The organism is Bradyrhizobium sp. 45 (assembly GCF_023073155.1).
In the GTDB taxonomy this organism is placed as follows: domain Bacteria; phylum Pseudomonadota; class Alphaproteobacteria; order Rhizobiales; family Xanthobacteraceae; genus Bradyrhizobium; species Bradyrhizobium canariense_D.
Genome location: NZ_JADPIX010000156.1, coordinates 14,225 through 27,956, shown reverse-complemented (window position 1 = coordinate 27,956; position 13,732 = coordinate 14,225). Strand labels below are relative to the sequence as shown.

The window sequence follows — 13,732 nt, the reverse complement described above, 5'->3', positions numbered from 1 at the left end:
GGGCGCGAGCCCGGCCATTTGATTCGGTCGATATGTCCGCCTCAGTACAGCGGGAAATTCTGCGGATAGCCGCCAACATCCTGCGGCGTGCTCAGCGGCTGGCGATCGATCGGGCGGTTGAGATTTTCGCGCGCGAAGGTCGGATAGCCTACCGCCGGCGGGAAGGCGTAGTCGGAGAACTTGCGGTCGCCCGGATTGACCTCGGTGCCGCCGTCGAGCCAGGAGCGCTTGCTCACATAGATGCGGGTGCGGCCCTGCTGATAGCTCGAATTGGGGCCGCTCGGGCCGTAATAGTGACGGCCGCTGTCATAGCGCTGCTTCTTGGTGTCGGCCGAGGCGGGTGTCGCGAAGGCTGAGGACATGGCAATCACGGCGCCGGCCGTAAGCCACATCGCCAGTTTGTTCGCGGCAGAGAAATTCGAGCTCATCACGTCCCCTTCAGGCGGCAAGCCGCCAATCAATTTCACGCTCATACTAACCCGGCCGGGGCGGCTGCAACTAGGTCTATTGGGTCACACCAGCGCTGAATAATCGTGCGCGCCGGCAAAAGTTGCATGGATACAGCCACTTGAGCTTGATGCCGATCAGAGCGCGCCGCGCAACTGCGCATTGGCGGCGCCGAGCAGCCAGTCCGACGCGCCCGGGGGCGCGCAGGGGCGGCGCTTCAGCTCCGCATGGGCGAACAATTCGGCCAGCTTCGGCTCGTTGCCCGAGGTCAGCAGCGTTAGCCGGTTCAGCGTGCAGGCGATCGCGGCGCGCCGCGCAGGCAGGCTGTCGCCCTGGCAGGAGAATCCGGAGATCTGGAGCGCCGGCTCCTCGCTGCGCTTGAGGTAGCCGAGGCAGGCCCGCGCGCCCTCCGCCGGACCGGTCGGCTGGAATAGGGCGACGGGGCCGAATTTCGTGTCGATCAGGCCGGCTTGCTCCAGCGGGGTCGCGGTGCCCAGTCCCATCCGGACGGCCAGATCCATTGTTGCTGGACGCGTCACGTCGAATTCGCCGCCTTCCCGGTAAATCTCGAGCTCGGCCACGGTCCTGTCTGCCTCGCTGGCCCAGCGCATCACGTCCCTGCGGCCGCCTTCGGGATGCCTGAAGATCGCGTAAGAAGCTGTTTTTTCTGACGAATCGAGCCGGCTAAGGGCGAAGGCCGGAGGCGACCGGTCGGCCACGCTCCAATCGGGCTTCAGCGCCGGATCATCGTCGCGCAAGTTGGGCAGCTGGCCGAGTGCGGCAAGGCCGAGGATGGCAAACAGTACCAAAATCCCCACATAGGCGAACAGGCGCGCCAGCGTGCCGACGACCTCGTCGGCGAAGGCTGCAAGCGCCAGATGGATCTGGGTGGGGTTTGCGGCCGTGCTGGCCTCGGGCGAGTGCATCCACGTCCCTAAGGCATGGTCCAACGTTGTCTTGAGGCCGGTTCTCGCATAGAAGCGCTGCTCTTCCTGTTTAAGCCTCAGCTTCAGGAAAGAGCTTTTTCGTCGGAGAGTGAACGATGGGTTACAAAGTCGCAGTCGTCGGCGCGACCGGCAATGTCGGACGGGAAATGCTCAACATCCTCGACGAGCGCAAATTCCCTGCGGACGAGGTGGTGGCCCTGGCGTCACGCCGCAGCATGGGCGTCGAGGTCTCCTACGGCGACCGCACGCTGAAGGTCAAAGCGCTGGAGCATTACGACTTCTCCGACGTCGACATCTGCCTGATGTCGGCCGGCGGAGAGGTGTCGAAGGAATGGTCGCCGAAGATCGGCGCCGCCGGCACGGTCGTGATCGACAATTCCTCGGCCTGGCGCATGGACCCGGACGTGCCGTTGATCGTGCCGGAAGTGAATGCGGACGCGACTGCGGGCTTCAAGAAGAAGAACATCATCGCCAACCCGAACTGCTCGACCGCGCAGCTCGTGGTCGCGCTCAAGCCCCTGCACGACAAGGCGACGATCAAGCGCGTCGTGGTCTCGACCTATCAATCGGTGTCGGGCGCCGGCAAGGACGCGATGGACGAACTGTTCTCGCAGACCAAGGCCGTCTACACCAACCAGGAGCTGATCAATAACAAGTTTCCGGCGCGCATCGCCTTCAACGTCATCCCCCAGATCGACGTCTTCATGGAGGACGGCTACACCAAGGAAGAGTGGAAGATGATGGCGGAGACCAAGAAGATTCTTGATCCCAAGATCAAGCTCTCCGCGACCTGCGTGCGCGTGCCAGTTTTCGTCGGCCATTCCGAGGCCGTCAACATCGAGTTCGAGAACCCGATCAGCGCGGACGAAGCACGCGACATCCTGCGCAAGGCGCCGGGTTGTCTCGTCATCGACAAGCATGAGCCCGGCGGCTACGCCACGCCGTATGAAGCCGCCGGCGAGGACGCCACCTATATCAGCCGTATCCGCGAGGACGCGACGGTGGAGAACGGTCTCGTGCTGTGGTGCGTCTCGGATAATCTACGCAAGGGCGCCGCGCTCAACGCGATCCAGATCGCGGAAGTCCTGATCAACCGCAAGCTGATCAGCGCGAAGAAGAAGGCGGCGTAAGCCGTGCTGCCGTAGGGTGGGCAAAGGCGCGAAGCGCCGTGCCCACCATCTTTCCACAATTGCTAGAAAAGTGGTGAGCACGCTTCGCTTTGCCCACCCCACAAGAGCTGCGGACCTACGCCATCTCGCGCGCGTTCCTGAATTCCTTCGCCGCCTTGTCCAGCACGAACAGTGATCCCTCCGCGACGCCGAAATAGGCGCCGTGGGTCTGCATCTGGCCGCTCTCGACCGCCTTCTGCACGAACGGGAAGGTCATCAGGTTTTCCAGGCTGCGGAACACCGCGGCCTTCTCGATGCGCTCGACGAATTGCGCCATGGTCTCGTGGTCGCGCTGCTCCACCACTTCGCCCGGCTTGATGAACATCTGCATCCATTTGCCGATGAAGTCGCCCGGCGTGAGCGGCTCGATCTTGTCGACGAAGGCGCGGATGCCGCCGCACTGGGCGTGCCCGAGCACCACGATGTGCTTCACCTTCAGCACCGTCACGGCATATTCCAGCGCCGCCGAGACGCCATGCGCGTTGCCGTCGGGCTGATACACCGGCACCAGATTGGCGATGTTGCGGACGACGAAGAGTTCGCCCGGCCCGACGTCGAAGATCACTTCGGGCGAGACGCGGCTGTCGCAGCAGCCGATCACCATCACTTCAGGGAACTGCCCCTTCACCGACAGCTCGCGGTAGCGGGTCTGCTCGGTCGGCAGCCGCTGGGTGGCGAAGGCCTTGTAGCCTTCCAGCAAATGCTCTGGGAATGTGGTCATGGCCTATGCCTAATCATATACCGCTGGGACGAACAAGCCTTTCGAATAGGCAGGCCAGATGCTATCGGCTTCGGTCGGAATGAGATGAGGAAACCGGAAGGAACGCTTGCATGACCCGCCCGCGCCGCAGCCATCTGTTCATGCCCGGCTCCAACCCCCGCGCGCTGGAAAAGGCGCGCAATCTCGCCGCCGACGGCCTGATCCTCGACCTGGAAGACTCCGTCGCGCCCGATGCCAAGGCAGTGGCACGCGATGGCATCGCGGCCGCGATCGCGGCCAAAGGGTTCGGCAAGCGCGAGATCCTGATCCGGACCAACGGCCTCGACACGCCCTGGTGGGCCGACGATGTCGCGATGGCGGCGAATGCCTCGCCCGACGGCATCCTGGTTCCAAAGGTTTCACGCGTGGAGGAGCTCGACACGATCGGCCGCCGTCTCGCCGAACTCGGCGCGGCGCCGACCGTAAAGGTCTGGGCCATGATCGAGACCGCGCGCGCGGTACTGCATGCCGAAGAACTCGCTGCCGCCGGGCGCGATCCAGCGCGGCGCCTGTCAGGCTTCGTGTTCGGGCCCAACGACATCTCGCGCGAGACGCGCATCAAGATGCTGCCGGGCCGCGCGGCGATGATCCCGATGATCTCCCATTGCATCCTGGCGACGCGCGCCCATGGCCTCGAAATCCTCGACGGCCCCTATAGCGACATCGCCAACTCCGATGGTTTCGCCACCGAATGCGCGCAAGGCCGCGATCTCGGTTTCGACGGCAAGACGCTGATTCACCCCTCGCAGATCGAAGCCTGCAACGCGATCTTCACCCCGCCGGAGGAGGAAGTCGCGCGCGCGCGAAAGATCATCGCCGCGTTCGAGCTGCCGGAGAACGTCTCGCGCGGCGCGATCCGTCTCGACGGCGCCATGGTGGAGCGGCTGCACGCCGACATGGCGCGGCGCACGATCGAGATCGCGGACGCGATTGCGGCGATGGGGAAGGGCTGAGGGCAGGCGGTTGCGCTCAAGCCGAACGAACATTGACGCGGTTACCGGTATGCTCGGGGAGCCGCGGTTCTCTGAACGACCACGATCCCGGCTTTTCCCGTTGCGGTGGTGAAAGACAATGCTACCCTCACGCTCGATATTGATCCGGGCAAGCATTTGATGCGCATTTTTTTCCTAGCAGTCCTTCTCGTTACGTCATTTCCATTCGCCACGCCGGCGCTTGCGCAGCAGGTTCGGGTTGCGCTCGTCATCGGTAACGGCGCCTATGAGAAGGTAGCCGAGTTGCCGAACCCGACGCGCGATGCGGCCGACATCGGCCGCGCGCTGGAGCGGCTCGACTTCAAAGTCACCCAGGTCAAGAACGCGACTGCGCAAGAGATGAGGAAGTCTGTCGTCGAGTTCGGCCGCTCTGCGGAGGGAGCAGACCTTGCGGTCGTTTTCTATGCCGGACACGGCATGGAGGTCAGCGGCGAGAACTGGCTGATTCCGGTCGGCGCAGAGCTGCGCAGCGATACCGACATCGAAAGCGAGGCCATCAGCCTGCGCTCGGTGAGCCTTCAGGTTTCGAAGGCACGAAAGTTGGGCCTTGTGATACTGGACGCATGCCGCAACAATCCTTTTGCCGCAAAGATGAGACGCTCGCTGAGCACCCGGGCCGTGGCTCGCGGACTCGCTCCGACGGAGCCATCCGATAACGTTCTGATTGCGTACGCCGCCCGGGACGGTACTACGGCAAGCGACGGGGATGGCCGGAACAGCCCATTCACGGCATCGCTCCTTCGCCACATTGAAACGCCGGGGCTGGAGATATCGTTTCTGTTTCGTCGTGTTCGTGACGACGTGATGGCGGCCACCAGACGCGAGCAGCAGCCTTTCGTATACGGCTCTTTGTCGAAGGAAGAGATTTACCTGAGAGCTCCGGTGGCGAGCGCTCAAGCGCCAGTCGCGTCGGCTCCCGCGCCTGCAGATGCCGCGGAGGACGAGAAGTTTTGGCTGGCTATCCAGACGTCCACGGTGGCAGGCCTCTACGAGGAGTTTCTGACCAGGTACCCCCGCAGCAGCCACGCCGCAGAAGCGCGCCAGCGGGTGAAGAATTTCAAGGCCAACGAAGTTGCGGTGCTCTCATCCCCAGCTGCCCCTCCGAAACCGGACGCAAAAACCGTCGTCCGAAATCTATTTGCGCCCGAAGATAACCAGAAAGTTGCAGCCATCGCGGCAGCTCAGCAACTCAAACTGCCAAGCTACGCTATATCGCCTGATCAGAATGATCCGCTCAATGCTAACTCCAGATTTGTCGGCGTGTGGTCCAACAAACGTGGATGGACGAATGGCAAAGGACGGTATGCCATGCTGATCGTTACGGAAGTCTCTGCCACCGGGTTAGCCAAGGGACACTACCTCTGGGGACCGCCGACAAAGGCATCGTGGGTGAAGGATGAGGCGGGGTACCGGTCGTTTGCCGAATACATTGTGAACGACAAATTTTCCATCAGCGGAACACCCGTCACCGTCAGGATGGACAAGAACGTCCTTACGCTGTCGTCCGTCAACAAGGAAAATCCAACTGAGAAGGCGAACATAGAGCTCCGCCCTGTCTGGAAGCTCGTGCCAGCGCCGGAGGATGCTTCAAGCAAGCGCGAGAAAACCTCGCAGCCTCGTGCCGCCAAAAAGGAAAGCGCGGCCGAACCGAGCCCGTCAGGCAATGTCAGTGGGACGAGCATGGAAGAGCGCTATCGTGCTTGCAGAAAACTCGTCAAAGGATTTGCCCGGCGCGAGGCTTGTGCCCGTACGGGCGTGATCTAGCACCGGCGGGACATCCTGCCGCTAAACTAATCCTTTGATAAGGGCAACGCCTTAGCGATGCGCGTGATCCGCACGGTCGAGCGACTCCAGTGTCGAGGCATTGGCGCAGAAGCCGTGATAGTTCTCCGCGGCGGTGCCGTCGGCCAGCTCGCGATCGCACTGGCCCTTGTGGCTGCAAAGCGCGCACACCCGCTCCATGTCGCGCAGCAGCAGCGGATGCGCGCGGCCGAGCCCTTCGGCACTGATGCCGAGCTGCTCCAGCATCTTCGGCAGCTCGTCGGCGGCGTGCTTGCCGTGACGGACCAGATCTTCCAGATCGTCAGGCGCGATCCGCAGGTCTTGCGCGATCCGGTCGAAATCGGCGCGGTCGAGCTGCCGGATCTCGTTCAGCTCGCGGCGATGCTTCAGCCAGCTTGCAAAGGACTCGATGAGGTCCTGGACAATGGGATAAGGCCTGGTTGCGGTGCTCATGCGAAGCTCCATTCGAACGACGGAATTGGAGCGAGATTAGGCACAATGGTGCAGGTGCGCGTTGCGCTGAATCAAATACAGCTCTCGTGTCCCGGACGCGCTGCAGCGTGAAGCGCTGCTCGCAGAGCCGGAGCCATCTCGCCGCATCGCTGGGCCCCGGCTCAGCAACGCACCGCTTCGCGCTGCGCTGCGTCCGGGCGCGAGAGCGCCGCACAGCGGAGAAAATTATGCGAACCGCTCCGCCGCCCACGCATACAGGCTGCCCGGGATCGGCTTCTCACCGCCGCGGCCCTTGGGCGAGATATGCAGGCCGATGATGTCGCGGTCGGTGACGAGGCCGAGATAGCTCGAGGGATCGAAGAACAGTTTTGGCTCGGCATGCACGGCGTAGAACGATTGCTTCGGCAAGGCGCAGTGCAGCTCGCCGGTGCGGCGCGCGAGCGCGGTGAGTGCCGCCGGCCCGAAGATCGCGACGCGGATGTCGGAGAGGCGGTTCGAGCCGCCGCGCAGGCGGCGCATCGCAAACGTGACGCGATGGCGCAGCGACAGCCAGTTCGGCGTCAGCTCCTCCTGCTCCATCAGCTCTTCGAAAGCGGCAACGATGCCGTGTTCAGGTGGAAGGTAAATCACGGAGTTGCCGAGCTGGCGCGGCCGCTCCCACGCGAAATAGGGCTTTGCCGGATCGATCTCGACGGGCCTGAGCAGCAGCACGTCGGCGTCGAGCCAGAGGCCGAGGTCCTTCGCCATCAGCTTCATGCGGAAGAAGTCGCTGAACTGAAGCGTGGTCCAGTCGCGCCAGCTGCCGTCCGGCTGCGGCGGTCGCAATCGTTCGGAGAACGCATGTGGCAGGATAGCTTCGGCATCGGCATTCTCGACGCCTGCGGGCAGGCCGGGAATGGTGTCAAAACTGTAGACCGTGACCTTGTGGCCGGCAGCCAGCTGCGAGCGCAGACAGGTCTGGCGCAAGGCGTCCATCGGGCCGTGCCAGAAGGTGACGATGTCGGGCAGCATGCGCGGAGCTTAGAGCATGATCCGGAAAAGTGTGCAGCGGTTTTCCGACAAGATCATGCTCGAAAGATACGGGATAATCAGAACAAAGAAAAAGCCCCGGCGCTTGTAGCACCGGGGCTTGAACAAAAACTTGAGATCAGGCCCAGGCGCGTTCGCGCTTTAGCTTGTCCTCATAGGTGTCGATCGAGGCCTTCTTCTCCATCGTCAGGCCGATGTCGTCGAGGCCGTTGATCAGGCAGTGCTTGCGGAACGGGTCGATCTCGAACTTGACCTTGCCGCCGTCGGGACCGCGGATCTCCTGGTTCGGCAGGTCGATCGTCAGCGTCGCGTTGGCGCCGCGCTCGGCGTCGTCGAACAGCTTGTCGAGGTCTTCCTGGGCCACGCGGATCGGCAGAATGCCGTTCTTGAAGCAGTTGTTGTAGAAGATGTCGCCGAACGAGGTCGAGATCACGCAGCGGATGCCGAAGTCGAGCAGCGCCCAGGGCGCGTGCTCGCGGCTCGAGCCGCAGCCGAAATTGTCGCCGGCGACCAGCACCTTCGCGTTGCGATAGGCGGGCTGGTTGAGGACGAAATCGGGGTTCTCGCTGCCGTCGTCCTTGTAGCGCTGCTCGGAGAAGAGCCCCTTGCCAAGGCCGGTGCGCTTGATGGTCTTGAGGTACTGCTTCGGAATGATCATGTCGGTGTCGACATTGATGATCTTCAGCGGCGCCGCGACGCCTTCCAGCGTGGTGAACTTGTCCATGGTTGCGCTTTCCCGGGATGGTCTAGGGAACCGGTATTTATCGCGATCGGGGCGGAAATCCTAGGCCGAATTCGGCAGATCTCGTCTGCCTAACCGGGCTCTCTGCTCAACCCGGCTCTTGAGCCTCGATCGCGGACATATCGTCGTCCGACAGGCCGAAATGATGGCCAATCTCGTGGATCAGGACGTGGCGAACGATATGGCCGAGGCTTTCGTCGTGCTCGGCCCAGTAATCCAGGATCGGCCGGCGGTAGAGCCAGACCATGTTGGGCAGCCGCGCCACGTCGGCAAAACTCTGCTGCGGCAGGCCGACGCCCTGGAACAGGCCGAGCAGGTCGAACTCGCTCTCGCATGCCATCTCGTCCAGGACTTCCTCGGTGGGGAAGTCGTCGACGCGGATGATCACGCCCTCGCACAGCCTACGAAACTCCGCCGGCAGGCGTTCGAACACTTCATGCGCCATCGCTTCCATCTCGGCCAGCGAGGGCGCTTTCAATTCCGTCCACATGGGCTTCTCATAGCGTGGGTTTCGCGGCGATGCATCCGGCTTTATAAGCGCGGCGAGGTTGACGAGCGCCGTCAAAACGGGGAGCGTAGGCCTCGAAGTGGACGTTCAGGTGGGCAGAAAAATGCGAGCGAAAACAGCGCTGACGCTACTGTGCATGGGGTTGTTTTCGCAGTTTTGCGTTGGCGCGGAGGCCCAGACCGCGGCTCCCGGGATCAGGCTGGCCCAAGCGGCCTCGCGAGACGATCTGCCGCCGCCGCGCAAGCGGACCCCGGCGCGCCTGCGCGTCACGCCCTATTACAGTCCGGATGGCGTCTATCCCCGCTACAATCCCGGTCCCGATGCGGTCCGCGAGTGCAACGCCACCTATGTGCAGGAATATCGCCCGAGCGGCACGGTGATCGTGCCGCATATGAGCTGCTACTGGCGCCGGGGCTGATACGAGCGCGATGCCGTCGCGCGCCGATGAAGCGCCATGTTGCAGGCAGAGGCCGTCATGATGAGATGGATCGCGTTGGCCGTCGCTGCCGGACTTGCCGCAGGCCTGCCTCACGCTTTTGCAGCGCATAGGGTGACGAAGCTGCCGGATGCCTCGGCAGGGCGCGCGGCGTTCGACGGAGGGCGACATGTGCGGCCCGACATCATGCATTACGCTCCGCGTCCTGATCCGCATTATTACGCGCGGCCGGTCTTCTACCGCCCCTATCCCTATGCCGTGCCGGCGCCATTCGTGTTCGGCTATGGACCGTGGCGGTGATGCACTAGCCTGCAGGCGCTTCCGCGGAATGCCGTTCATTCATGATGGGTTCACGTCGCTGTCCGTAATTTAATCTCGGGAGCGACCGCCAATGAACACGGATGACGCGAGCCGGGAGCGAGCGTCGCAACTCCGCTGTCCAGATTCAGGGAGAAGTCGATGCTGAGGATATTGGGTCTCAAGGCAAGCCGGATGCGCTTGCTCGGAATTGCGGCCGCCGCGACGCTGATGTTGTCGGCCGGCACGACGCGCCGCGCTGAAGCGATGACACCAGTCAATCCGACCGCGTTGCCTGCGGCGAAGGCCGCAAGTGACGACATGATCCAGGTTCGCCACGGCGGCGGCGGTGGTGGTGGACATGGCGGCGGCTTTCATGGCGGCGGCGGTTTCCACGGTGGAGGCGGCTTCCACGGTGGCGGAGGACATATCGGTGGCTTCCGCGGCGGTGGTTTCCACGCTGGTGGCTTCCGGGCCGCACCCGCCTTTCATGGCGGCGGCTATCGTTACGGCGGAGTTCGCCACTATGGCGGAGGCGGATTCCATCGCTACGGCATCTATCGTCCCGCCTATTACGGCCATCGCCATTTCCACCGGCGCTACTATGGCGGCTACTATCCCTATTACAGCCATCCGCGCCGCTGCCGGGTCATCTGGACCTATTACGGCCCGCGCCGCGTCTGCCGCTGGCATCGCTGGCACCATCCGTATCGCTATTGGTAAGCACGACCGAAATGAAAAGGGCGCCTCGACGGCGCCCTTGTTCATCCGGTGGCCTAAAGCCAATCCTTCAGTTTCCACGTCGCCGACGTCCAGCGCGTGAGGTTCTCCAGCTTCCATTGCTTGAACATCGCCGGCGGCCAGCGGCTGAGCTTCGAGGCCTCCTCGACCTCGGGCTTGGCGACCATGCGCAGCGGTGCCGCGCGCCGCCGGTGCTGGGGCGTCGCCGCGCTGATCAGATCGACATATTCAGGCTTGCTGGCCATGAGCTGGTGTCCTCGCGAAACGCTCGCGAGGACACAGTGTCGGCGCTGCCGATTAACGGCGGTTTGCCGCAATCACTCAAATTGCAGGGAGCAGCTTACCGCCACTCCCTGATGTCGACGAAGTGACCCGCGATCGCAGCGGCTGCGGCCATCGCCGGCGACACCAGATGGGTGCGGCCCTTGAAGCCCTGGCGGCCCTCGAAGTTGCGGTTCGAGGTCGAGGCGCAGCGCTCTTCCGGAGCCAGCTTGTCGGGGTTCATCGCGAGGCACATCGAGCAACCGGGCTCGCGCCATTCGAAGCCGGCCTTGATGAAGATCTTGTCCAGACCTTCAGCCTCGGCCTGCTCCTTCACGAGGCCGGAGCCCGGCACGACCATGGCGTTGACGCCGCCTGCGACCTGCTTGCCTTCCGCGATCTTGGCGGCGGCGCGCAGATCCTCGATCCGGCCGTTGGTGCAGGAGCCGATGAAGATGCGGTCGAGCTTGATGTCGGTGATCTTCGTCCCCGCGGTCAGGCCCATGTATTTCAGCGCGCGGTGCTTCGACAGGCGCTTGGCCTCGTCCGCGATCTTGTCGGGATCGGGCACGCTGCCGGTGACCGAGATCACGTCTTCAGGGCTCGTGCCCCAGGTCACGATCGGCGGCAGCTTCGCGGCATCGAGCCGCAGCTCGTGGTCGAAATGCGCGCCCTCGTCCGAGCGCAGCTTCTCCCAGTAACGCATCGCCGCGTCCCAGTCGGCGCCCTTCGGTGCCTTCGGGCGGCCGCGCAGGAAGTCGAACGCCTTCTGGTCCGGCGCGACCAGTCCGGCGCGTGCACCGCCTTCGATCGACATGTTGCAGACCGTCATGCGGCCTTCCATGCTGAGCGCACGGATCGCGTCGCCGGCGTATTCGAGCACGTAGCCGGTACCGCCCGCGGTGCCGATCTCGCCGATGATGGCGAGGATGATGTCCTTGCCCGTCACGCCATCCGGCAATTTGCCGTCGACAGTGACGCGCATGTTCTTCGCCTTCTTCTGGATCAGCGTCTGCGTCGCCAGCACATGTTCGACTTCCGACGTGCCGATGCCGTGCGCGAGCGCGCCGAACGCACCATGCGTCGAGGTGTGGCTGTCACCGCAGACGATGGTGGTGCCGGGCAGCGTAAAGCCCTGCTCGGGGCCGATGACATGGACGACGCCCTGACGCTTGTCGAACTCGTCGTAATATTCGATGCCGAATTCCCGGGCGTTGTCGGCCAGTGCCTTGATCTGCTCGATGCTTTCAGGGTCGGGGTTCGGCTTGGTGCGGTCGGTGGTCGGCACGTTGTGGTCGACGACGGCCAGCGTCTTCTCCGGCGCGCGCACCTTGCGTCCGGTGGCGCGCAAGCCTTCGAACGCCTGCGGTGAAGTGACCTCGTGCACCAGATGGCGATCGATATAGAGCAGGCAGGTGCCGTCCTCGGCTTCGTGCACCAGATGGTCGTTCCAGATCTTGTCGTACAATGTGGTCGGCTTGGACATGAGCGTCAGCTCCAGGAATGTTGTGTAGAGCGGGTTGCGCGGATAGCGCGCGGGCAACAAAATCGTCAGCGCAGCTTTTAGGCTGCGCGCGTAAGCTCTGACGTTGCCGAGGTCGCGAAGCGTCCGAAGAACCGGCCAGGCAGCCGCGAGCGATCGTCGATGACGACGCGCTTGACGGGCGAGAGGCTGGTCAAATCTGGAAACATTCCAAGAATATATAGCAGGCCGAACCGGAATCGCGAGGGCTTTGACGCGCACGGCTGACGCAACAAAAAAGCGCGGGGTTGGCCCCGCGCTTTTGGAAACTCGCCTGTAAGCGGAGCTTACTCGTTGACGGCAGCCGGACGGTCCTGCTTCTTCTCGACGATGCGGGCCGACTTGCCGCGAAGGTTGCGGAGATAATAGAGCTTGGCGCGACGCACCTTGCCGCGGCGCACCACCTTGATCGAGTCGATCATCGGCGACATCACCGGGAACACGCGCTCCACGCCTTCGCCGTACGAAATCTTGCGCACCGTGAAGCTCTCGTTGAGACCGCCGCCGGAACGGCCGATGCAAACGCCTTCATAGGCCTGCACGCGGGTGCGGTCGCCTTCGACGACCTTCACGTTGACGATCACGGTATCGCCGGGGCCGAATTCCGGAATCTCCTTGTTGGCGGAGAGCTTGTCGAATTGCTCTTTTTCGAGCTGTTGGATCAGGTTCATGGGTAAATCTCCATCGGCGCGCCCAGCCTTGGAAAACGGGGGCTGCGCGAAATTCGTTTATCCAGCCATTGCGGATGTGGCCGCTGCTATAAGGCAAGCCGGAGCGTTTGTCACCCGTCTGTCTTGTTTTTTGGCGTTTTTTGGCGTCCGCCCCGATTCGGGACTTTGCGCGGGATCCGGGCCCACAAATCCGGTCGCCGGGCCGCGGTCAGGGCCTCGGATTCCTCCCGCCGCCAGCTGGCGACCTTGGCATGGTCACCGGAGGTCAGGATCTCCGGAATCGGGGTTCCCTCGAACCGCTGCGGCCGGGTGTATTGGGGGTATTCGAGCAGGCCGTCCGAGAAGCTTTCCTCGGTTCCCGAGGCCTCCTTGCCCATCACGCCCGGAAGCAGCCGAACACAGGCGTCGATCAGGGCCAAGGCCGCGATTTCGCCGCCGGAGAGGACGTAATCCCCAATCGAGACCTCCTCCAGGCCCCGCCCGTCGATCACGCGCTGGTCCACCCCCTCGAACCGCCCGCAGACGATCAGAGGACCCGGGCCCTTGGCGAGTTCGAGAACCCGGGCCTGGGTCAATGGCCGACCCCTCGGGCTCATCAGCAGTTTCGGCCGGTCCGGCCCGATCCCGGCGGCATCGATCGCGGCCGCCAGAACATCGGCCCGAAGCACCATGCCCGGTCCGCCGCCGGCCGGGGTGTCATCGACACTGCGGTGGCGGTCGGTGGCCGAGGCCCGGATGTCCCGCGCCTCCAGCTCCCAGAGCCCGCCAGCCAGCGCCCGGCCGGCCAGGCTCACGCCCAGCGGCCCCGGAAACATCTCCGGAAACAGCGTCAGCACCGTCGCGCGCCAGGGTGAGGGGTTGGTCATCGGATCTCAGTTATTGTCGTCCCGGACAAGCGGAGCGCAGATCCGGGACCCAGAACCACCGCACTTCGTTTGGCGACGGCTGGCGCGATCAGCTTAGCTAAAAATTCTG

Annotated in this window: 17 protein-coding genes; 6 read left to right on the top strand and 11 right to left on the bottom strand. The window is 63.6% G+C overall.

Features of this window, described 5'->3' with window-relative positions:
• Nucleotides 1–41: 41 nt before the first annotated feature.
• On the bottom strand, nucleotides 42–428 hold the full coding sequence (locus IVB42_RS41610; RefSeq protein WP_018459788.1) for a hypothetical protein: 387 nt from the start codon (nucleotides 426–428) through the stop codon (nucleotides 42–44).
• A 156-nt stretch (nucleotides 429–584) separates the two neighbouring features.
• Nucleotides 585–1,373 carry a hypothetical protein gene (locus tag IVB42_RS41605; RefSeq protein WP_018459789.1) on the bottom strand — a complete coding sequence of 263 codons (789 nt, stop codon included), beginning with the start codon at nucleotides 1,371–1,373 and terminating at the stop codon, nucleotides 585–587.
• 116 nt (nucleotides 1,374–1,489) lie between these two features.
• On the opposite strand from IVB42_RS41605, the gene IVB42_RS41600 reads away from it, so the two are divergent.
• Complete coding sequence (locus IVB42_RS41600; RefSeq protein ID WP_018459790.1) at nucleotides 1,490–2,524, top strand: aspartate-semialdehyde dehydrogenase; 1,035 nt, start codon at nucleotides 1,490–1,492, stop codon at nucleotides 2,522–2,524.
• Between the two features lie 115 nt (nucleotides 2,525–2,639).
• Here IVB42_RS41600 and IVB42_RS41595 read toward each other — a convergent pair whose 3' ends face one another.
• Entirely contained in the window at nucleotides 2,640–3,284 is a 645-nt protein-coding gene (locus IVB42_RS41595) for a carbonic anhydrase (protein WP_018459791.1), read from the bottom strand.
• Between the two features lie 110 nt (nucleotides 3,285–3,394).
• On the opposite strand from IVB42_RS41595, the gene IVB42_RS41590 reads away from it, so the two are divergent.
• On the top strand, nucleotides 3,395–4,276 hold the full coding sequence (locus tag IVB42_RS41590; RefSeq protein ID WP_018459792.1) for a CoA ester lyase: 882 nt from the start codon (nucleotides 3,395–3,397) through the stop codon (nucleotides 4,274–4,276).
• 108 nt (nucleotides 4,277–4,384) lie between these two features.
• Complete coding sequence (locus tag IVB42_RS41585; RefSeq protein WP_247295776.1) at nucleotides 4,385–6,079, top strand: caspase family protein; 1,695 nt, start codon at nucleotides 4,385–4,387, stop codon at nucleotides 6,077–6,079.
• A gap of 51 nt (nucleotides 6,080–6,130) precedes the next feature.
• Here IVB42_RS41585 and IVB42_RS41580 read toward each other — a convergent pair whose 3' ends face one another.
• The 4 genes from IVB42_RS41580 to IVB42_RS41565 all read right to left on the bottom strand — a co-directional run bounded on the left by IVB42_RS41580 (nucleotide 6,131) and on the right by IVB42_RS41565 (nucleotide 8,811).
• Nucleotides 6,131–6,550 (bottom strand): hypothetical protein, encoded by a 420-nt coding sequence (locus IVB42_RS41580; protein ID WP_026233876.1) that lies wholly within the window; start codon nucleotides 6,548–6,550, stop codon nucleotides 6,131–6,133.
• 225 nt (nucleotides 6,551–6,775) lie between these two features.
• Entirely contained in the window at nucleotides 6,776–7,561 is a 786-nt protein-coding gene (locus IVB42_RS41575) for a hypothetical protein (RefSeq protein WP_018459794.1), read from the bottom strand.
• Nucleotides 7,562–7,697: 136 nt separating this feature from the next.
• Nucleotides 7,698–8,303 carry a 3-isopropylmalate dehydratase small subunit gene (gene leuD / locus IVB42_RS41570; RefSeq protein ID WP_018459795.1) on the bottom strand — a complete coding sequence of 202 codons (606 nt, stop codon included), beginning with the start codon at nucleotides 8,301–8,303 and terminating at the stop codon, nucleotides 7,698–7,700.
• Between the two features lie 106 nt (nucleotides 8,304–8,409).
• Nucleotides 8,410–8,811, bottom strand: a complete 402-nt coding sequence (locus IVB42_RS41565; protein ID WP_026233877.1) for a metallopeptidase family protein — start codon at nucleotides 8,809–8,811, stop codon at nucleotides 8,410–8,412.
• Nucleotides 8,812–8,965: 154 nt separating this feature from the next.
• Here IVB42_RS41565 and IVB42_RS41560 point away from each other — a divergent pair, with 154 nt between their 5' ends.
• The 3 genes from IVB42_RS41560 (at nucleotide 8,966) to IVB42_RS41550 (ending at nucleotide 10,285) form a co-directional block, all read left to right on the top strand.
• Entirely contained in the window at nucleotides 8,966–9,247 is a 282-nt protein-coding gene (locus tag IVB42_RS41560; protein WP_018459797.1) for a hypothetical protein, read from the top strand.
• Between the two features lie 57 nt (nucleotides 9,248–9,304).
• A complete protein-coding gene (locus IVB42_RS41555; protein WP_026233878.1) occupies nucleotides 9,305–9,565 on the top strand; it encodes a hypothetical protein in 261 nt (86 codons plus the stop codon).
• A gap of 159 nt (nucleotides 9,566–9,724) precedes the next feature.
• Nucleotides 9,725–10,285 (top strand): hypothetical protein, encoded by a 561-nt coding sequence (locus IVB42_RS41550; protein WP_026233879.1) that lies wholly within the window; start codon nucleotides 9,725–9,727, stop codon nucleotides 10,283–10,285.
• 53 nt (nucleotides 10,286–10,338) lie between these two features.
• Here IVB42_RS41550 and IVB42_RS41545 read toward each other — a convergent pair whose 3' ends face one another.
• From IVB42_RS41545 to trmD, 4 genes are all read right to left on the bottom strand, one after another.
• Nucleotides 10,339–10,548, bottom strand: coding sequence for a hypothetical protein (locus IVB42_RS41545; RefSeq protein WP_018459800.1), 210 nt, complete (start codon nucleotides 10,546–10,548; stop codon nucleotides 10,339–10,341).
• 95 nt (nucleotides 10,549–10,643) lie between these two features.
• Nucleotides 10,644–12,050, bottom strand: coding sequence for a 3-isopropylmalate dehydratase large subunit (gene leuC, locus IVB42_RS41540; protein WP_026233880.1), 1,407 nt, complete (start codon nucleotides 12,048–12,050; stop codon nucleotides 10,644–10,646).
• A gap of 323 nt (nucleotides 12,051–12,373) precedes the next feature.
• A complete protein-coding gene (gene rplS, locus IVB42_RS41535; protein ID WP_018459803.1) occupies nucleotides 12,374–12,757 on the bottom strand; it encodes a 50S ribosomal protein L19 in 384 nt (127 codons plus the stop codon).
• A 110-nt stretch (nucleotides 12,758–12,867) separates the two neighbouring features.
• A complete protein-coding gene (gene trmD, locus IVB42_RS41530) occupies nucleotides 12,868–13,623 on the bottom strand; it encodes a tRNA (guanosine(37)-N1)-methyltransferase TrmD (RefSeq protein ID WP_247397655.1) in 756 nt (251 codons plus the stop codon).
• Between the last annotated feature and the right edge of the window lie 109 nt (nucleotides 13,624–13,732).